The organism is Saprospiraceae bacterium (assembly GCA_016713025.1).
Taxonomy (GTDB): Bacteria; Bacteroidota; Bacteroidia; order Chitinophagales; family Saprospiraceae; genus OLB9.
The window spans coordinates 1,451,636-1,473,350 of the sequence record JADJPZ010000004.1 but is presented as its reverse complement, the minus strand read 5'-3'; the positions used below and the strand labels follow the sequence as shown (position 1 = coordinate 1,473,350).

Genomic DNA, 21,715 nt, shown 5'->3' with positions numbered 1-21,715 from the left:
CATATTTGGGGAAGGGCTTTTTTTAGTGTATGAAGAACATCACATACTCTAAAGTTTTGATCGAAATTTTGTCCAATTACTCTTCATCAATACTCTTTTCTAAGCCATGGTGGCAGTTTTTTTGCCGGTTTTGTATGGTGAGTTGTCTTATCTTCATTTCGACCTTTAGTTCTCACATTATTGCCGGATGATCCTTTTTCTTTTGGATTACTTATAGAAACTATGATATTTCTACCATCAATCTCCTTGTTATTCAGGGCTTCTATAGCTCTGATACCTGAGTTGTTATCATCTATTGTAACAAATCCAAATCCTTTATTCTGGCGTGTGATCTTGTCAATAATTATGACAGCCTGTGTCAACTTTCCATAAGGTTCAAAAAGTTCATAGAGATCCTTTTCTTTCCATTTAAATGGAATCCTTCCTACATATATTTCCATGTTTACAATTATTAGCTTTTGATTATTTTTTTTGGATATGATCATCTTATAATGATCTCATCAGCAAACACCCAAGCCTTGTTTCCTGCTCCCGGGTGACCATCCGGCAAAGTGCCATAACATGCTGCTTTTACTTTAATGTAACGATATTTATTTTTGGTTTCCGTTTTATATTCAAATGATTGGGTCAATTCTCCATGATGGCCGGCACTGGCATTTGTTTCAAAATGGTGGATTTGGTTCCATATTTTGTTATCAGTTGATCCCCACCAGGTTAAAGATTTGGGATAGACGATCCAGGCGTTCGTACTTTGTAGACAATGAAGAGAAAAGTAGTTTACTGCTGTAACTTTTTTAAGTCAACAACAGCTTCTATATCATGCCCAAACCAGCCTAACCAATACCCATCATCATATTTTTTGGTACCCAATTTCCCATCTGTCAATGCATTATTTTTATCCAATCCATACATATCATTTGGTGGGGTAGTGTAGGTAACGGATGATAAAGCTGCCTTGTGTTTTACAGCGACCGGAGAAGTACTCACTGTGTACCCTTTTCCTACACTGATTCCTTCTATTTTTACAGCGAAACCATGACTTGAAGGTAAGTTTTCAGGGAGTTGAATTTTTAATTTCTTTTTACTCCAGGACCAATCAAGCGTCCTTTCAGTACCTATTAGATTTATCTTGGATCCTTTCAGAGGTTTAACAGATTGAATCACCAATTCATTGGTAATGTTATTATTTGCTATGGCATAGACATACTTGCTGTCTTGTGTTTGTGTGAATCTTATATCGTCTCCTTCTTTAAAGTGTGGAATAGCATTAGTTTTAAAAATAGCTTCATGATTTATTTTCAGCCATTTTCCTACTTCTTCAAGATTTTGTACACTTTCCAAAGGTATAGTGCCGTCTGCCTTTGGACCTACATTGAGCAGTAAATTGCCACCTTTTGCACTTATATCTACCAAAGTATTGATAATTGTTTGAGGAGATTTCCATTTTTTATCTTCTTTGCTATAGCCCCAACTATTATTTAATGTGATACAACTTTCCCAATATTCTTTTGAAAATACTTCAAGGATTTCTTGCTCTGGAGTGCCAAAATCACCGGCTGCATTTTTATATTTATTCATTCCTTGCATTCCGCCACGACCTTTGCCTACACGATTGTTGATGATTATAGATGGCTTAAGATTTCTTACGAAATTATACAAGTCTTTTCCCTGGACTTCAGTCCATTCCGGTATCCACTCACCATCAAACCATAAAATAGCAGGGTCATAATTCTCAACAAGTTCTTTCAATTGTGGTTTCAGATAATTTTCCCTGTAATGGTCAAAATCGGGATTCGTCTTGGACTGGTGAGGATAATCTTTAGATTTCGCATCCGGATGATGCCAATCCATAATGGAATGATACATTCCGAATACAATTCCTTCATTTTTGCAGGCATCAGAAAGTTCTTTCATGATATCTCTTTTGAATGGAGTTGCATCTATTACATCATAATCCGTGTATTTACTATCCCAGAGACAAAATCCGTCATGATGTTTGGAAGTAATCACCATATATTTCATGCCTGCATTTTTGGCTGTTTGCACCCATTCCAAGGCATTGAATTTTTGTGGGTTAAATTGACTAGCAAATTTTTCATATTCAGGTGTCGGAATTTTATGGGTCTCCATGATCCACTCTGCGCCACCACCTTTTCCATTGTATTCTCCGGCCGGAATTGCATAAAGTCCCCAATGTATAAACATTCCGAAAGTAGCATCCTGCCACCATTTCATTCGGATTTCCTTCTCTTTTTGAGACTCGTTCATAAAGTCTTTTTGACTATACGAATTTAAGGATCCAAACAGAAGGATGAGGAAGTATACACATTTTTTCATGCTTTGGTTTAATTTTTGTTTTTTTGGAAATTATCGGATCAAGATATTCAAATTACAAATCATTTCATTGTTTGGCTGATCTTTCTTTTAGTTTAAACTTTTATTAGCTTTCGGTCCCATGGTGAACTCCAGTGTGCCACCATCCATAATTTCCTGATGAGTGATAAAATGGCGTTGCAGATTCTGACCATTTAATTTTACTTCCTGGATATATTTGTTTTCGACAGATGCTAATGGCGCTTTCATGGTAAAGAATTTTCCAGGAGCGATCTCTATTTTAGCTTCTTGTACTATTGGTGAGCCAAATTGATAGGTGAGTTCGGATGGGTTGACCGGATAGAAACCCATAGCGCTGAAAATATACCATGCGGACATTTGGCCACAGTCTTCATTACCACACAAGCCATCGGGAGCTGTTGTGTACATTGTTGTTTGAATCTGGCGGTTTAGTTCCTGAGTACGCCAAGGTTTTCCCGCATAGTTGAAAAGGAAAGTAGTGTGATGTCCCGGTTCGTTTCCATGGGCATAAGCACCGATTAATCCGGAGATATCGCTGGATGCCTCCTCGCCTGTAACGCCTTCTTTTACAGAAAATAACTGATCAAGTTTTGCAGCAAAGGGTTCTTTTCCGCCCAATAAATCTATCAAACCGCTCACATCGTGTGGTGCAAGCCATAAATATTGCCATGCATTTCCTTCGGTGTAATCACTTCCTTCATGTTTAGAAAAAGCAGGGTCGAATGGTGTCGTCCATTGTCCGTTTGCAAGTTTGCCGCGCATAAATCCCGTCACCTTATCGAAGTAATTTCGGTAATTTAATGCTCGTTTGGCAAAATAAGCCGCATCTGCGGTTTTGCCCAATTTTTTTGCCACCGCAGCTACTGCCCAATCGTCAATGGCTATTTCTTCTGACTTTGCTACTGATTGCTGAATGGAGTCTGCCGGCATATACCCAAGTTTATCATACAAACCCATTCCATCTCTATTGTTCATTGAAGTCACTTTCATCGCTTCGTATGCCAACTCATGATCAAAATCCCCGATTCCTTTTAGGATAGCTTCTGCAATGACTGAAATTGAATGGTTTCCCACCATGCACCAGGTTTCGTTTCCTACAAGCTCCCATACCGGTAATAGTCCTGTTTGGCGGTAATGATCGAGCATTGATTTTACCATATCATTGACTCTCGATTGCTGGGTCAATGTGAAAAGAGGATGTAAAGCCCGATAAGTGTCCCATAATGAAAAAATAGTGTATCGATTGTATCCTGCTGCCTTTTGTACATCACCATTTACCCCTTTGAATTCTCCATTTGAATCTGAAAAAGTGAAGGTGCCACCATAGCGTGGTATAAAGACGTATAAAAAATGGTCTTCTGATCATTATCGTTTGATTGAATTCTGATTTTTGATAATTCTTTCTCCCAGGCATCAGAGGCTGCATTGACAGTGGCTTCAAAATCCCACCCATTAAGTGAAGAATCTAAATTTGCCAAAGCATTTTCAGCACTAACCGAAGAAATACCTACTTTGACCATAACATTTTTTTGATTGAATTTTAGTACACCAACCGTCCTGGCAGTTCCTCCAACTGTAGCAATCATAGATTTCGCAATAGGAGCTGAGAATCTGGCTGCAAAATATACATGCTGATCTTTTGCCCAACCATTGGACAAACGTGTGCCGGTGACCAATGTACTATCTACCACTTTAAGTGATGTTTTGTATGGGTTATCCCAGTTGATGGCAAATCCAAGATTGATGATCAGGTTGTTCTCTCCGCCCTCCGGAAATGTATACCTGTGTAATCCGGCTCTTTCAGTGACTGTCAACTCAGCTTTGATATTACTGTTTTTTAATGTCACAGAATAGAATCCAGGGCTAGCTTTTTCCTGGTCATGGCTGTATTTTCCGGCATAACGGGAGACAAAGTCAGCGTTTTTTTCGCCTTTCTTAAATGTCACATCACTTGATACCGGTAGAAATGATATATCTGCAAGATCTCCTATGCCCGTCCCACTGAGATGGAGATGACTGAAACCAGCCAGAATGCTATCTGAATAATGATAACCCGAGCACCAGTCCCAACCCTGTGTGCCATTATCGGGGCTCAATTGAATTTGCCCAAAAGGATAAGCAGCACCGGGATAAGTATGTCCATGAAATGCTGTCCCTATGAATGGATCTACGAATTCTGTAAGTCTCTCCGAATATACAACTTTTGGTGATGTACTTGTACACGCTGCTACAATAAGCATTAAAAAAACGGACCATAGTGTTATAAACTTTGACATAGGACTGATTTATATTTATAGAACAAAAGTAATGAAAACAACGCAAACATAAAGATATTTAAGTTTAACGACATAAAAGTAAAGTAAAACATTTATTCGCAGCTGGCTTTTTTAAGTAACATGAATTAGTGGTGACGTATATTTGAAATAATGTGGAAATTAAACCTAATGTCGTTTAGGTAAAGTAATTTTTGCTTGTTTTTACCCATCCTAAATCCTTCCCTTAGAAGCTACCGTTTACACACATCTTAGGTGGTGTGTGATTCTGAACCCTTCTTTATAAAATAAAAAACTATTTTTCATGAATTACGTTCAAATGCCAAGCGTTGCGAGTCACCCTTCCATTTTTAGGGAAGGGTCGGGGATGGGTAAATACAGTTAAAAAGAGGCACTTTTCTCAAAAATATTTTCAAATATTTATCATGCCGGAACTTTTATACTTATGTGCAGACGGTAGCCCTTAGAAGGGAAGGACTACATAATATGGCCTTAACTAAACGATATTGAAATTAAACCTAATATTTTATTGATTATAACCATCAATCTCTTAGATGGAAGGTCAAAACCTTAAATAAAACTCAACAGATTTCAAAACAATTCAATGGATTTATTATTATTGAACTATATCAAAATGTAGGCATGAGTGACCAGTCCATCTTAGACAGAGAAATTTCACCATTCAGGCAAGTTGGAGTTGTCTTGGTGGCGACTGTATTTTTTATGATTTTCTCCAACCTGATACCTACTGCCCCTTATTCTAAAAGTGCACATATTATGCCTTGGGTGATCCAATGTGGTATGATCCTATTTTTTGCTTTAGCTAATAGTATTTTGGGCTTTGGGGCAAAGGACACCAATAAATATTGGTTGCATTCCATTATAAGTTTTTCAATGATGCTAATGATAGGTGGTATTATGGCTTGGGCAATCAGCGGTGTTTCTATCAAAGAGGCCGGTTCGGTAAGATGGATTTACATGGTTTTGACCTTTGGGTATCTTGTGTTTCTGTCTATTGTTAATCTCATCAGGTTTTTAGTGGTTTTAGCCAAAAAGCATGAAAATAAGTTGAGAGATTAAAATCAATGGTGTGTATAACATATTGCACTTTTGTGAAAAAAAATAACTTGCTACATTTGCCAATACTTACCACCAACACCTTAAAGGGGAGACCAGCACTAATATTGAAAGCATTGGCGTGGGTCGTCCCTATAAGGGAATGAAGGTAGCGAGGGAATTTAAGTATTTGTGCAGTTTGTTATACACACAAATCAATGTCGATTAGTTAAGGATTTTTTTTTATTTTTACCCTATCTAAATCTTTCCCTTACAAGGGAAAGACTTCATAAAGATGTCTTAACTAAGCGGCATTGGATTAAAATACAATTTTGTAAAAAAGGAAGATACTTAGGCCTGCTGAAAAAGTCAAAATATTCAATTTAAAGACAGCTATTGGTCTGGTAAATCGTTCAAAAACAAGTGATAGAGAATGAAGAGTCAAAAGTGCGTCTATCGCCGGTCTACAATGATACAAATTAAACGATTCATAATCAAGGCGATAGAAAAAGCATTTTGAGTCGAGAATGAACGGAGCTTCGCAATCACCTTTTTTTGAACTAGCGTTTTTTGGTTACTTTTTGTGTGCCACGAAGGTAGGTTGGTGAAAGCCTACCATGTTATATTGAAGATGATACAACAACATGAGTGACCATGTTGCGAAGTATCGGCAAGGGATTTTAGGGTAACTTGTCAAACCGCTCTTTTCTGCAAAACGAGTAATTGAAATGTAGAAAGCGTAAAGAGAAAAGGCGTATTAAAACGTCAGGTATGATATACAGAGATGAATGCGAATGAATCGTTGATGAAACATCGAAAAAACAGAGATATGGATAAAATCGGGTTGTAAAAAGGACTCAGAGATAAGCATTGCGGACGCCTAATTACTGGCAATGTATCCATCGGTGTAAAGACGACATGAATGTATATTGGGCTTCAATATAAAACTTGGGAGAACCACATATGGCAGCGCAGAAGATGCGTTATGTGGTAGTCGGACTAAGCCATAGTAGTGCTTTAAAGGCCAATGAAAGTTGGTAATAGCGAAGGGCTTAGGATGTGGATATTATTTAACATTAAACAACTCCGTAGAGGAGGAAGATTGAAATGGAAGTAAGAGTAAACCAAAGCATACCAATCGAACGTCATTGGGTTACGCAGGCATATTTAAAGCTGCGTAAGGGCGGGAAAGCCGTTGGAGTAGATGAAGAAACTTGGAAGGCATTCGAAAAGAAGTTAAGTAGTAATCTCCATAGTATATGGAGCCGACTGGCTTCAGGAAGCTACCATCCAAGTGCAGTTAGAGAAGTAGAAATCCCAAAGAAAGACGGAACGAAGCGCAAGTTGGGTATTCCTACAATACGAGACAGAATCAGTCAACAAGTAGTGAAGGAATATATGGAAAGTCGCATAGATGGAATTTTTCACCAAGATAGTTATGGTTATCGCCCATTAAAGAGCGCACATCAAGCATTACAAACAGTAATTAAGAATTGCTATCAATATGATTGGGTGATAGACATGGATATCAGTAAATTCTTCGATGAGATAGACCATGAAATCATGCTAAAGGCAGTAGCACATGTTATGCCTGAGAAATGGGTATTGATGTATGTTAAAAGATGGTTAGAAATGCCAATCCAAGACAAAGATGGAAGTATAAGGAATAAGGAAGGCAAAGGCACTCCACAAGGCGGAGTTATAAGCCCTTTATTAGCAAACTTATATCTGCACTTTACATTAGATAAATGGTTTGATAAAAAACCATCCTGATGTAAGATTTGTAAGATATGCGGATGATGTAGTAGTCCACTGTAAAAGTGAACGACAAGCACAACATATACTTACACAAATCAAGCAACGTCTCGGAGAAGTGAAACTAAGCATCAAAGAAAGCAAAACAAAGATAGCCTATTGCAAAGATTATCGACGGAAAGCAAACCATGAACATGTAACATTTGATTTTCTGGGCTTTAGCTTTAAACCTTCCAAGATGATAATGAAAGACAAACAAATCTTGTTAGGATTCTTAGGGAGACATCAGCAAAAGCAGTAAGAAAAGATAATGGAAGAGTTTCGAATTAATAAAGCGATGAAACATACTGATTTAGAAATACAGGACATTGCAGCAAGAATAAATAGCAAATTGATTGGATGGACAAATTATTATGGTCTCTTCACAAAACGTGGACTAAACACCTGCTTTTATAATTTTAATAAACGGATATTGAAGTGGATTAGAAAGAAGTATAAAACAGGGTCAAAAGAAGCGTTGAACATGTATGAAATGATAAGAAAAGAAAAGCCAGAGCTTTTCTATCATTGGTCAAAAGGGTATTGTTGAAAAGGTTTTAACCGCATCAAGAGCCGTGTGAAGGGAGATCTTCAAGCACGGTTCCGTGAGAGGCTTGCGGGTGAAACTCCCGCTTGCCTACTCGACTTGGCAATGCAAAAAAGTAACTGCCGCCCGCACAGGGCAAAAGACTGAGTGAAGTGCAAATGTTTTAGTCAAAATGAGTACAATGCCATGCATCGAAACCAATAAATTTTAATACATATAACTAATAGCCAATTGTTTAGTTTAAACCAAGCAGACCCTACTTAAATACTTACTTTACAAGGTATTTGTTCAAAAATGATAATGTTCGTTCCCATGCTAAATTAGCAGCTTCTGCATTGTAACGCGCTTCGGAAGTATTATTATGAAATGCATGATCTACACCCTGATAAAAATATTGTTCATATACCTTATTTTGAGCTTTTAATTCTGCTTCATATTCAGCCATACCCGCATTGATCCTTTCATCTTTTTCGGCATAGTGTAGTTGAACAGGGCATTTTAATTTTATAACATCTTCTTTTGCAGCTTGTTTCCCATAGAAAGCCACTGCTCCTTTCAAATTTTCTGCATGGATGGCAAGTTGATTGGCCATTGCGCCTCCCCAACAAAATCCGACACAACCGGTATTGCTGTTGCAATCATTTCTCAAGTTGAGATACTTTACAGCTGAAGAAAAGTTTTTAGTATTCTGAGCAGAATCCAGTTTGCTGAACAGAGCTCTTGCTTCATCAGCATTTGCCGGAGTGCCACCTAGTTGGGACAATCCATCCGGAGCTAATGCCACAAAACCGGCAAGAGCAGCCCTTCGAGTGACATCCTTGATATGTTCATTGAGTCCCCGGTTTTCATGGATGATGATGACTCCCGGATATTTGGCCATTTTTTCAGGTCTTGCGAGATATCCTCTCATTTGTCCACCTTCAGCGGTCCATTCTACACTTTCTGTAAATAGGCCAGCTTCAGTTTCTTTAGTGATCGTTCTTTCGTTATTGTTTTCAAGCAATGATATCATACTCATAGCAGTGGTTATACTTCCTGTGAGTTGTATCATCCTGGTGATAAAGTCCTTTCTGTTGAGTGGCTTATGAGTATACTCATCATAAAGACGGATAATTTTTGAATCCATTGGTGGTATGTATTTAAGACCTGATAAATATAAATCTTATTTGACGTTTGAAACAATAAACCTTCCAAAAAGATCACAAATTTTGAAAAAGATCTTTTATCACTATTTATTAACTTGACACTAACAAATCATAAAATTTAAAATTTATAACATCTGTACCTTTAAATGAACTTTTTTGGGCTTACAATTGTCATTATAAGCGGAAACCCTGATCTCTGAATTAAAACATAAAATACGGAGAAAAAAGCCCAAATAATTTTATAAAAGATGCGTCAACTTAAGATCACAAATAATATAACATCCAGAGAATCTCTTGCTTTGGACAAATACCTCGTCGATATCGGGAGAATAGATCTTTTGACGATAGAAGAAGAATCAGAACTTGCCAAAAGAATAAGACTTGGTGACGCAGAAGCATTAGACAGACTTACAAAAGCTAATCTTCGCTTTGTAGTTTCTGTAGCAAAACAGTATCAAAATCAGGGATTGTCATTAGCAGACCTAATCAATGAGGGCAATGTTGGGTTGATGAAAGCTGCAAAAAGATTTGACGAAACTAAAGGATTTAAGTTTATTTCATACGCAGTATGGTGGATCAGACAATCCATCTTGCAAGCAATAGTGGAATACTCCAGAATGGTGAGGTTGCCTCTCAATAAAATGACTGCCTATAACAAAGTCAATGAAGCTTATGTAACTTTCGTACAAAAAATGAAAGAGAGCCTTCAAATGAAGAATTGGCAGAAATACTTGGTGTAAATGAAAAGGATATCATCAATATGTTGAAAGGTGGAAACAGACACATTTCTGTAGACGCTCCTCTCAGCGATGATGAAGGTGCCCTGTCTCTCGTAGACATGATGAGCCATGGCGATGAAGATAGTCCTGATCTCAAACTAATGGAAGAATCTGTAAGAAAGGAAGTAATAGATGGGCTCGAAATATTATCACCACGTGAAATTCAAGTAGTATCTGCATATTACGGCCTTGGAGGCAATAAGCCACTCACACTTGAAGAAATAGGTGAAGCCTATGACCTCACAAGAGAGCGAGTAAGGCAAATAAAAGAAAGAGCAATCAGACGAATGAGGAAATCATTGAATAAAAATGCACTTAAATCGTTTTTTGGTTAGTACTTTTGTATTCAAAATCAATAAATAAAAGTACTCCTACCTATTTACTTCATGAAAGTTTCCGATTTTTTCCAATTTTTATTCAGACTTACTGTTTCTAAAAATCAACTTGTTAGGGACATCAATGCACTAAGGACGGAAATTCAGCCACTGAAGGAAAAATTAATTCCTTTCACTAATGAAGAAATGGAGTTGCTGTCTCTGAATCAAAGTAACTTTTCAAAAAAAAGAGGCTTTGTTAAACTCATCAAAGGTATATTTGATACTATTTATTTTGAGAACCTGATTGCATATGTTATTCGTGAATATTCAAATCAACAAAAAATGATATTGGTCACCACAACTACCGATGAGTTTGTTTATCTTGTAAAACCAGACAAGACCCACATTTATATCAACAATGCAGAAGCCGGAATTCTTACCAAAGATGGTAAATTCATCAGTTTGAGAAACAAATTATTAGGTACTGTCGATGGGGCTGATCACTTACCCACTCATAAGGTAATCATAAATGACAAGGACTTTGGTTTTATCTCAAATCCAAGGCTAAAAAATCACACTATTCCAAGGGCTTTTAACTTACTGAAACCAATGAATGAAGACGAAAAATTAATTTTTTTATGTCTTACATTGATCAATCTGGTAGAGGAGTCGCAGTTACCCAAAGGCTAATAAACAAATTTTCTATTTTTTTAAATTACACATGAGTCTACTCCGAAAACAAATGTTTTTATGGTAATCAAGTGTTTTTCAGCCTTCCCCATGCCTATTCGGCAGGCAGGCCTAAAGGGAAACATTTGATAATCAATGAGGTAGAAATCAATATTTTTTTATTACTTTTCATCAAAGATTTTTCTGAGTGGATTCAATAGTTCATTTCTCAACTTCATTTCTTCATCATCCACCATTATAGAATTAATTTTCTTAAGTGTTCTATGAGATTTGATTGTACTCCACCTTTCAGAGATTAGAGCATATTCAGTATGTCATCGAAGCAATAAATGTCAAAAAAAATCAAATAGAAAAAATAAATTTGGTTCATATCACACTATATTCACAAAACCATTACTTTTGTGCCGGCCGCTGCCTACCATATCATTTGGATTTCCGCACCCGTTGCCAGTGAGAAAGTAGGCAGCATTTTTTTTACCTGCAAGTTACGAAAAAAATTAGTCTCTATTTTTACTGCAAATCTTAATCGTTTCCCCTTAGAAAATTTACATGGAGAACACCCAATTTCAATTTTTTTAAAAAAAAATATATCAAAAAGTTTTTGGCTTTAAAATTTTCGCCTATATTTGCATCATAGACTTAAAAAAAGAAAACACAACACTACATGTGAATGTAACTCTCCGAAACGAATAGGTAGTATGCATATACTCATTTTTTTCTCTGACTACTCACATTATGGAATGACGACTTTTAGTCAGGTGAGGCCAACCTGCTAAATATGACACGGGTGAATTATCGACTTTATAACTTTCCGCATCAGTTGATTTGCTTCAGTATATCCTGAAGCCGTAATTTGATTGACATCCAGGTATATGATCGCATCATACCCTCGCTGATTTGTGTCATAATTGACACGGGTAAGGTATTATCATTATTCCAATAGGTTTTAAGGTAATTAATCTATATTACCTAAAAATCTATAATGACTTTCCTATTACAGCCCCAAAATCACTTCAAAATCAGTCTCCGCCGCGGCGGATCACTTTTGACTTCGCACCATAGCGATGCTATGATTTGTCGTCAAAAATGCTGATTTTATTGTGCTTTTGACCTTCATTACGGAACTCATTATAGATATTTAGGTATTACTAAAAACTAGAAACCACAGTATTGTGATTTTACTTTTTAATACATGGATGATATTCATTTTTCATTATGGATCCTGTTTGAATTAATATGGATGTTTTTTAGGAATGGATGGATTCTATTTTATGAGATATCAGTGTAGTTAATCCTTAAAATAAATCCTATCTATTCCCGATATAATTTTGTCAGGTAATAAATTTAAAATTAAAAAAATAAAGAAATGAAAGCTAAAAAATGTTTACCAATAATCCTCAATACGTTTCAATTTTTTGATCTTATGCGGCTATACTGGTTTTGCCCAACTGAAAGATCAGACCTGGAATAAAACACAATTTCCCAATGGGGGCAGAGAGACTCAATTTATGAAAGTGATCGATAAAAAATTGTATGTTGTCTGCAACGATGGTATATGGTCATCGGAATCAGGTACAGAAAGATGGTCGAATATTTTGCCAGGCGGTATTGTCAGTACGTTTATCAAACACAAAAATAATTACTATATTGGTCTATGGACAGGCGGAATCTACAAATCAACAGATATGAGAACTTGGAGTGAGCCGGACAGTCTGCTCCGTGCCGCAGTATATAAGATAGTACCTGACGGTGATGATGTCTATGTTTGCACAGGCAAAGGGCTATATAAATGGAATGGTGTAAAATTAAAGTGGGAGATGGAAAAAATCAATAATGACAATATCCACTCACAACGTATCACAGACTTGGGTGTGACAAATAAAAAACTAGTAGCTTTTGCTTGCGACCAATTATTCTCCAGAGACAAAGGCAGTACCGGCAAATGGGAAAAAATGGAGTTTAAATATAATTTTTGTGTCAGCGATGTTTTGGAAGTCAGCAACAAATTATATTTTTCCACAACAGGTGATGGCATATACACCATAAATCCTGAAAGTAAAAACGCTCAAAAGAAAGCGGATAATAAAAACCCCCATGTGCAGAAAATCAAATTGATCAATAATAAGATTGTAGATTTATATCACAAGGGTATTTATGAAGATGGGTTTCCGGAGTTTCGCGTCGGCGATGACTATGTTACGGATATCATAGAACACGAAAACAAAATCTATATCAGCTCTGCAAAAGAAGGGATATATACCATTCCGGTAACACAGGCCAGGAATAAAGAACTAACCGTTCTCACAGTAAGACCCAATCCGTCATCGGGACAGATCAGTTATTGTATCAAAAACCCAATGGGGTCAGAATATGAAATTAATATTGTAGACATTTCAGGGAGGCTGATACTCAACAAAAGGGTGACTCCCTCAGAACATGAAGATTTCTGTGACGGTAACTACTCAGGTATAAAAGCATAAAAATAAAGTTGTAAAAATACAAAAAGAGTTATAACTTTGTACGACCAACCTTAAAGTATTGATATAGAACTTGATTTAAAATCAAGAAAATATCGAAAATTTATCTTCCATATTAGTTTTAGTTGAGCAGCTTCGCCAAGAATTGGTCGAGGTAAAAGAAGAATTACGTCTTACCAAAGAAAATTACGTCTTACCAAAGAAGATAACGAAAAATTAAAGGCAAGGATAATAGAATTGAGTCATAAAAGAATAGCTCAAACAGTTCACTTCCTCCACTCAACGGATATACAAAGAACAACAAAAGTCTCAGACAAAAAAGTGGCAAGAAAACAGGAGGCCAAACTGGTCACGAAGGAACTACATTAGAATTTCCTCTGAACCCGATGTAATTGATCACATTGACCAGACGTGTCCAGTATGCGGAACAATTTATATCGATGTTCCAACATTGAAAGAAAGGCGACAAGTCTTAGACATACCGCCCATTGCCATACAAACATATGAGCATAGGGTGTACGAAAGACGTTGTAGTTGTGGAGCTTGTTGTGTCAGTTCTTTTCCTGACCATGTAAAGAGTCCGATAAGTTATGGTCGAAACATTGAGACATTATGTGGATACTTTTCAGCCAGACAGTATGTGAGCGTATCCAGAATACGAGAGATGTTTGCAGACGTATTCAATCTAAACATCAGCGAAGGAACAATTGTCAATAAAATAAAGTCTTTGGCACAAAGATGTATGCCACAGTATGAAGAAATACAAAAAGAGGTACAACAAAGTAGCTGTGTGGGAACAGATGAAACAGGAGGCAAGGTAAACGGTAAGTTGCGATGGTTGTGGGCATGGCAAACAAGATTAGTCACCTTTATAGTAGTTTCATCAAATAGAGGCTTTGAAACTATTGAGAAGTACTTTGGCGAAGGATTTGTTAATACTATATTGGTCCATGATTGCTGGAAGGCACACTTCATCATAGGGGCAAAAGGACGTCAGATATGCCTAAGCCATATACTTAGAGAATTACAATACTTTATTGAAAAGAGAAAATAAATGGGCTTACGAGTTGACTAAATTAATATGGAAAGCCTTGGCTCTAAAAAAATAATGCTTACAAATGCTGAAGCCAACTATGAAACACAAATCAACCAAATTGAAAAAACACTAAACCACATACTGAATAAAGAGATACATTCCAAAGATAAAAAACTACATACTTTACAAAAAAGACTAAACAAACACCAACAATATCTACTTACTTTTCTAAAAGTAATGGAAGTACCACCAGACAACAACTTTGGAACAAGCCATCAGAAACGTAAAGGTAAAACTCAAGGTTAGCGGTCAGTTTAGGTCAGACCAAGGTGCTTCATATTATGCAGTCCTAAGATCAGTTATTGATACTGCTATAAAAAGAAATCTAAACGTTCTCCAAGTATTAGCTAATGCTTAACTTTGTACCTGAGTAGTTACCTGTGACGAAACCATTATTTCAGTACCAGGTGAGTACATACTAAGGTGTAATTCTGTCAAAGAAAACACCATCTTTTTATCCAATTTTTCAATTGTGAGGTGATTATTTCATTATTACTATCATTTGTCCTACACCGATTATAATTAAGCTTTGACTTCTGACGACGATTCAATTCGTCTCAGAAGAGGGAGATCAATGATTCAAATTTTTTACATCAATTTTCAAAAACTAAATAATATGAAAAGTATAAATATATTTATTATCGCTATTTTCTTTTATTCGCAGAACTCATTTTGTCAGGTAAACTGGAATGATATTAATTATTCATATATCAAAAACAATCTGAAAGTACCGGCAAGCCCAAGTGCCACTGCTTTTACCAAGTTTGGTGACTTCAAAGTAGGACATTACACAGGAAGTGTACAAGCGGATATTCCACTTTTTAAAATAGGAAGTAGTTATGTCGGGATGGAAATATCGTTGAATTATGCATCGGATGGTATGAAGCTTGCCGATGTAGGTGGATGGACAGGGATAGGGTGGAATATGAATGCAGGTGGAGTGATCACCCGCACAGTAAGAGGCAATCCGGATGAAAGCCATACCTATTACTGGACAAATATTGATCATAACCAACCTATCGCTTATCTTGATCAAATGCGTGAGAGAAAATTTCTGGATTCAATACAGCGTGGATTTTTTGAAACGCAGCCGGATTTGTATACCATAAGTGTGGGAGGCATTTCCAATTCTTTTATTATTAAAAAGGATGGAACTGTACTATGGGAAGAACAAAAACATATGCAGATCGAGGTACAATGGCAATCTACAAATGGAAATGCTAATGATATAGCAGGCTTTATAGTTACAGATAAAATGGGCTATCGATACTACTTTGGTGTACCTGAAAAAACCAGTTATACACAGGAAATTGTTTCCGGTACTGCTGTGAATTACTCCAATTCATATGCTTATAACTCAGCATGGTATCTTACACTCATCACACACCCCTCATATGGCAATGATGTGATACAGCTGACCTATACAACCATTCCCGGTGATGGCGGGATTCCTGTCAATTTTAACAACATGGGTTCATTATCTTATAATTATAGCTGTAGTGATGGTTGTCCAGAGAATTGTCAGCCGCAGATATATTGTGATGGAGTCAGTGGACCTTATACAATGAGTACTTCAAAAATTGAATTCAGGAAAATCATACATAAAATAGTACATCTGAAAGGAAATAAAAAAAGACAAGAGGTCGTATTTACCACTTCACAAAATAATGCCTATTATGGAGACGGCAATTATAAAATTGACAAGGTCAATTTATATGACATGCAAAATCCATCTATATCTCAAAAAGAATTTCAGCTTAGTTACAGTACCGCTTCAAGAAAGCTATTTTTAACACAGGTTGTGGAGAAAGATTATAATTCCGTCGACTCATTGCCACCATATAAGTTTGACTACGATCTCACAGGAGTTACCTTTGAAGACCCTTATGGAACCGCTTCAGATTTTTGGGGATATTACAAACCCGGAACAACAGCAACGGTACATGGTAACTGCAGTGGTTGTGGAAGTGGAGGAAGAGGTCCATCCTCGTTTACACAAGGTATGTTGAAAAAAATGACTTTTCCGACTGGAGGTTACCAAATGTACGAATATGATTCACATGAGGTTGAGCCATATAATACAAGTACTGGTTCAGGGTCCACATGTGAGACTATGAGTTATGTCGGAGGTCTCCGTATAAAAAAGATTTCTAATTTTAATATGGATGGCATAAAGACTTCTGAGAGAGAATATAGATATGTAACACAACTGAATGGTATTACATCATCAGGAAAACATCTGTACAAACTTCATCTGATATCATCCCCTCAATTGAAAACCGAACATGAAGGAGGCGCATGTATTTCATCACCTTTTTTAGGAAATGGCTGTCCAAATTGTTATGCGACAAATCATAGTTACTTTACAGCTACTATGAAGGCAGATCCCATCAAAATTGATAATGTTTTTGCTAAAGGGCATGTAGGATACTCCAGGGTAGAGGAAGTCATCACATCTGTAACAAATAGTAATATAGGTGGGATAACGGCATATGAATTTCATAATCAACCATATGAACAATCTCAGGTAGTGAGAAACGGTGAATTGAGGTCTATGGAGGAGTGGGCCAGAGTCGGGAGTAACAACTGGAAAAAAGTAAAAAGGCATGATAAAAAATATTATATGGACCCGCCAACCAACACATCAAATCTTCCTGCTTATTATGGTTTTATTACAGAGCCAGAACAAATTCAACATACTGTAAAAAATGTGCTTTGCCGTATCGGTGCTGGTACTTGGGATTTTGATTGGAAACGAACTGATGCTAATACTCCTACATGCATTGAATCCTACCAGTTTAGGACAAGATGGACAAGGGGCTTCCAAGAATTCAGAACCAAAACAAACTACCTGATTACGGACAGCATCACAACTTTTGACAGTTGGGATCAGGCAAAATATCTGTCTCAGGTGACCCATTACAGCTATAATTATAATGCTCATAGCGTGCCAATACAGATTAAAACAGTTAATAGTGATGGATATGAATACTATATCACAAATAATAACATAGTCTATAATGAACCACGAGAGGTTACAAGAAGTATGTCAGGTAACCCATTCAGTGCATATACTTACAAAATCAATTATGGATGGCTGGGTGGTTACAATCTTCCTGTAAGCATTCAGGATAAATACGGGATATTTTATAACTTTGAAACAGTAGAAGAAATAACTGCACGTGACTCTTATGGCAATATTCTTGAAGCTAAAAGAACTCATGATGTTGAAAATACCTATATCTGGGACAACGATACTACCTATATGGCTTGTTTTGCCCGTAATGCAAAGGTCAACGACGTTAAGTATAGCAGGTTTGAGAGGGCTACTAATCATAGTGGTGGCTGGAATCTAACTTCGGCCAATGTAAAGTATGGACCAAAAGGTGGTGCTGCCGGAAACGGGTACTATGAAATTACACCATCTATTGGTGCAACTTTGGCCAACGGAATACCTGCGGGAAAATATATCTTGTCTTACTATGTCAACAGTCCTACTTTATCCAGTGTCAGTATCAATAGCCTGACAGGAAATGTGGTGAAATCGATTATATCTCCTACAGCGTCACACACCGGATACTATCAGGTAGAGCACATCATCAATGTGACTGCGAGTAGTCTTATCCAGGTGAGATCAGCATCCTCCACACTAAAACTGGACGAACTCAGGCTTTATCCTGCGGATGCATTGGTTCAGACATTTACGTACGACTCACGCAATAACCAACTCACCGCTATAGGAGATGAATCCGGCAAACTGACCCGTTTTGAGTATGACAGCTTCAACAGGCTCACAGGTATATACAACCATGATGATCACCTCATCAAAACGAACGAGTATCAATATGCCAACCCGGGATTTACTAAAAATGCCTTGATAGACAGAACGGTGTTGCTCTCAGGGCAAACAAATGTGGGTGCTGTATCCGGTCTTGCATCCAATTATTTGCTTCGTTCTTACAATTATTTTGATGGATTAGGACGTGAAACTCAGATGGTCATGCCTGACTTTTCGCCTTTGGGAAATGATGTGATAAAACTCAAAAAGTATGATATCTACGGTCGGGACATATATGATTATCTGCCCTATAGTATAGCCAATTCTGCAACAAGTTTAAGTGGTATTTTCAGGGCTACTCCTGATACTGAACAGTCTTCATTTTGGTACACACATCATGCCGGTGATAGTACTGCATATACAGAAAAGATGACTGAATTGTCTCCGATGATGCGCGAGACTGGCTTGAGATCTCCTGGTGCAGCATTTGCTTCTTATCCGACAACAATCAATTATAAACTCAATGATGCCAATGAAGTCAGAATACCTACCACATTTTCCAGTTATTATGATGCCAATACATTGTTTAAAAATGAAATAATTGATGAGGATAACAAAAAGACCACAACCTATACGGACAAATTAGGTAGAAAAGTGATGTAAGACCGTGGAGGGGCAAAAACATACTACCTATATACTGAATTAGGTAAGATTTTTCGGATCATCCAGCCAGAAGGTAGTGCCTTATTAGGGGATAACAATCAGACACCTGTATTGCGGCATTCTTTCAGGTACGTCTATGACTTCAGAGGCAGACTCACCAATAAATCCATCCCTGGTGTAGATTATGAATATATCTATAAGTATGACAGACTGGACAGAGTCGTATTGGAATATGACCCAAAAGGTTTTTCCGTTTTTACTAAATATGACATTCTTAGCAGACCGATCATGACAGGAAAGGTAGCTGGTTTGCCAACACCGACAGGGGCAGAAATGCTTTATGAGAGCCCTGCGACTACAGGACACCACTACACCACAACTCAAGCATTCCCGACAAGCGGTACTGAGATATATTCGGTCAGTTATTATGATGATTTCGACATAGATAATGATGCTGTGCATGCGGATGATGTCTCGTATCAAGCCACACCTACTGTAGGAGCTGCAAACTATCCTTCAGCTGCTTTTGCAACGGATCATCCGGCATCTGCCCATCATCTGCTTGTACGGGGTAAGCCTACTCAAATAAAAACAGGTATCCTGAATTCCAATGGAACTGCACCGACACAGTTTGTGAAGGCAACTACATTTTATGATAAATGGGGTCGTACGCTTCAGACACGCACTGACCATCCTTATGGCAATACAGACTTCACATGGACAAAGTTCCACTTTGCCGGATGGCCCCTTAAAATATCGCGGGAGCACAAAGCTACCGTAAGCGGGACCGCCTCAACACTCTTTACCACAGACAGGATGACATATGACCATGCAGGAAGACTGTTGCAAAAGTACCATACGATAAACAATAATAGCGAAACACTTGTTTCACAACAAACATACAACGAAATAGATCAGGTGAATGTAAAAACATTGGGTAGTAGTACCCAGACGATCAATTATACCTACAATATCAGGGGTTGGCTCCGTGGCATCAATGAGACGCTGAGTGGCAATGATCTCTTTTCCATGAAGCTGAGTTACGAATCCCCACATGCCAATGTGAGTGCTGTCGCATGTCGCAATGGCAATATCTCTTCAATAGAATGGAACAAGACAGGAGCACCAAAATCAGTATATGGCTTCCAGTATGATGCCCTCAACCGCATGACACAAGCCAAATATGGTGAAGGACCGACAGCAACATCTAATCCAGACAGGTACAATGAAATCCTTACCTACAATCTTAATGGTGATATCTCCACACTCAAACGTTGGGGAAAGAACGGAGGCACCCCTCCCGCACCTACCTTTGGCCAGATAGACGACCTGACATTTAGCTATACTTCAAGTGGAGCTGTCCGATTGTCGGGGGTAAGTGATATCTCATCTCCAGGCTTTGGGTTCACGATGACCAGTGGAACCAGTCAGGCTTATACCTATGATTTCAACGGCAATCTCACAGGCCGGACCAATACCCCATACAATACCATCACCTACAACCATCTCAATCTGCCGCACACCATCAGTGGCACAGGAGGTACCATCAGCAATGTATATGATGCCGCCGGCAAAAAGTGGCAGAGCACCGTGGGTGGTATAACCACAACGTACTTTGGGGATGTAGAGTATGAAGGAAATGCCATCAAAGCGATCTATCACCCGGATGGCCGTATCCTTAAAAACGGAAGTACATATGACTACCAATACTATGTCAAAGATCATCTTGGCAATGTTAGGATCGTATGCAACAGTGCAGGAACTATACAATCAGAGCATCATTATTATCCCTTTGGCTTGAAGATGGAGGGCGTATTCGACAGCACCGGCTACAACCAAAAGTACCGCTACAACGGAAAAGAACTGTATGCAAGTGGTTTGGGGTGGTATGATTATGGGGCTAGATTTTATGATCCATCCATCGGTAGGTTTATGAGTGTCGACCCACTGGCGGAGATGATGCCATCATACTCCCCTTATGCCTATACCTTCAACAATCCTATGATCCATACTGATCCGACCGGCATGGCACCGAAGAGAAGGACGGTATTTGATCAGCTGGAAGAATATGGTGCTAATCATGGGCCATCATACGAACAAATAGAAGCCAAAAAGCGTGCTGATGCAGTTTCGGAAACAGTAAGCCAAGGGTTAAATTTTCTCAATAACCAATCAAGCATAAGTGCAATTCATTTTGTTTTTGAAAGTTATACAAAAAATATCTATGATCACACAGTACGAGCGTTAGCTTCTGGATATCCTTCTATCCTACATTATATAAAGGGTAACAAAGCTTTAAAAGATCAAAATCGAGATGATGCCCTTAAAGGAAAGCCTGGTGGTGATCCATCACCTGATGAATATCCATATGCATGTACTTATGAGGGAGGATGTGGTGCATCTGTTCAATATGTTCCTTTAAGTGAACAGCGCAAGCAAGGTGGGCAATTGAGTATTTTATCGACATTATTAACCGATAAAGATGCATTTCTGGTTGTACCTCTTTCCAAGACAGATGAGTATACGTCTGTATTAACTGCATTGGGTGCTGCAGGATTAAGGTTGAGTTACACAACTCTTACAAAAAATATGAAGTCAGACATTAGGAAAACAGCAGTTTTAAGAACTTTACAAGCAATACCTCGAAGAGCTGCTTCAAGATTTTTTCCTCCGGTATATATTGGTCCAGGATCAGGATTTGAAAAGTATTGATTATGAGACTTATATTATATTTTTTTTATTTAT

14 protein-coding genes and 2 pseudogenes are annotated in these 21,715 nt (G+C 37.8%); 11 read left to right on the top strand and 5 right to left on the bottom strand.

Annotated elements, in window-relative coordinates; translation table 11 throughout:
* Nucleotides 1-86 precede the first annotated feature (86 nt).
* The 4 genes and pseudogenes from IPK35_12630 to IPK35_12615 form a co-directional block, all read right to left on the bottom strand.
* The gene (locus tag IPK35_12630) at nt 87-440 is read right to left on the bottom strand and encodes an RNA-binding protein (protein ID MBK8054080.1); all 354 of its coding nucleotides are present in this window, start codon (nt 438-440) and stop codon (nt 87-89) included.
* Between the two features lie 41 nt (nt 441-481).
* The gene (locus IPK35_12625) at nt 482-631 is read right to left on the bottom strand and encodes a hypothetical protein (GenBank protein MBK8054079.1); all 150 of its coding nucleotides are present in this window, start codon (nt 629-631) and stop codon (nt 482-484) included.
* A 146-nt stretch (nt 632-777) separates the two neighbouring features.
* Entirely contained in the window at nt 778-2,337 is a 1,560-nt protein-coding gene (locus IPK35_12620; GenBank protein MBK8054078.1) for an alpha-L-fucosidase, read from the bottom strand.
* Nucleotides 2,338-2,424: 87 nt separating this feature from the next.
* Nucleotides 2,425-4,631 (bottom strand): annotated as a pseudogene (locus IPK35_12615) (GH92 family glycosyl hydrolase).
* 639 nt (nt 4,632-5,270) lie between these two features.
* Between IPK35_12615 and IPK35_12610 the strand changes: the two are divergent.
* The 4 genes from IPK35_12610 to IPK35_12595 all read left to right on the top strand — a co-directional run bounded on the left by IPK35_12610 (nt 5,271) and on the right by IPK35_12595 (nt 8,028).
* The gene (locus IPK35_12610) at nt 5,271-5,708 is read left to right on the top strand and encodes a hypothetical protein (GenBank protein MBK8054077.1); all 438 of its coding nucleotides are present in this window, start codon (nt 5,271-5,273) and stop codon (nt 5,706-5,708) included.
* 1,083 nt (nt 5,709-6,791) lie between these two features.
* Nucleotides 6,792-7,457: a hypothetical protein gene (locus IPK35_12605; protein MBK8054076.1), complete on the top strand. Its 666-nt coding sequence runs from the start codon at nt 6,792-6,794 to the stop codon at nt 7,455-7,457.
* Complete coding sequence (locus IPK35_12600) at nt 7,438-7,740, top strand: hypothetical protein (GenBank protein MBK8054075.1); 303 nt, start codon at nt 7,438-7,440, stop codon at nt 7,738-7,740. Before IPK35_12605 ends, IPK35_12600 begins: the two co-directional genes overlap by 20 nt.
* A 36-nt stretch (nt 7,741-7,776) precedes the next feature.
* Nucleotides 7,777-8,028 carry a hypothetical protein gene (locus tag IPK35_12595; GenBank protein MBK8054074.1) on the top strand — a complete coding sequence of 84 codons (252 nt, stop codon included), beginning with the start codon at nt 7,777-7,779 and terminating at the stop codon, nt 8,026-8,028.
* Between the two features lie 265 nt (nt 8,029-8,293).
* Here the strand turns inward: IPK35_12595 and IPK35_12590 are convergent, their stop codons facing one another.
* Nucleotides 8,294-9,151: a dienelactone hydrolase family protein gene (locus IPK35_12590; protein ID MBK8054073.1), complete on the bottom strand. Its 858-nt coding sequence runs from the start codon at nt 9,149-9,151 to the stop codon at nt 8,294-8,296.
* A gap of 267 nt (nt 9,152-9,418) precedes the next feature.
* On the opposite strand from IPK35_12590, the pseudogene IPK35_12585 reads away from it, so the two are divergent.
* The 7 genes and pseudogenes from IPK35_12585 to IPK35_12555 all read left to right on the top strand — a co-directional run bounded on the left by IPK35_12585 (nt 9,419) and on the right by IPK35_12555 (nt 21,682).
* Nucleotides 9,419-10,284: pseudogene (locus IPK35_12585) on the top strand (RNA polymerase sigma factor RpoD/SigA).
* 51 nt (nt 10,285-10,335) lie between these two features.
* On the top strand, nt 10,336-10,956 hold the full coding sequence (locus IPK35_12580) for a hypothetical protein (GenBank protein MBK8054072.1): 621 nt from the start codon (nt 10,336-10,338) through the stop codon (nt 10,954-10,956).
* 1,415 nt (nt 10,957-12,371) lie between these two features.
* Nucleotides 12,372-13,436: a hypothetical protein gene (locus IPK35_12575; protein MBK8054071.1), complete on the top strand. Its 1,065-nt coding sequence runs from the start codon at nt 12,372-12,374 to the stop codon at nt 13,434-13,436.
* A gap of 448 nt (nt 13,437-13,884) precedes the next feature.
* Complete coding sequence (locus tag IPK35_12570) at nt 13,885-14,487, top strand: transposase (GenBank protein ID MBK8054070.1); 603 nt, start codon at nt 13,885-13,887, stop codon at nt 14,485-14,487.
* Between the two features lie 27 nt (nt 14,488-14,514).
* A complete protein-coding gene (locus tag IPK35_12565) occupies nt 14,515-14,775 on the top strand; it encodes a hypothetical protein (protein ID MBK8054069.1) in 261 nt (86 codons plus the stop codon).
* A gap of 370 nt (nt 14,776-15,145) precedes the next feature.
* The gene (locus IPK35_12560; protein ID MBK8054068.1) at nt 15,146-18,970 is read left to right on the top strand and encodes an RHS repeat protein; all 3,825 of its coding nucleotides are present in this window, start codon (nt 15,146-15,148) and stop codon (nt 18,968-18,970) included.
* 111 nt (nt 18,971-19,081) lie between these two features.
* Nucleotides 19,082-21,682 (top strand): hypothetical protein, encoded by a 2,601-nt coding sequence (locus tag IPK35_12555; GenBank protein MBK8054067.1) that lies wholly within the window; start codon nt 19,082-19,084, stop codon nt 21,680-21,682.
* Nucleotides 21,683-21,715: the final 33 nt, after the last annotated feature.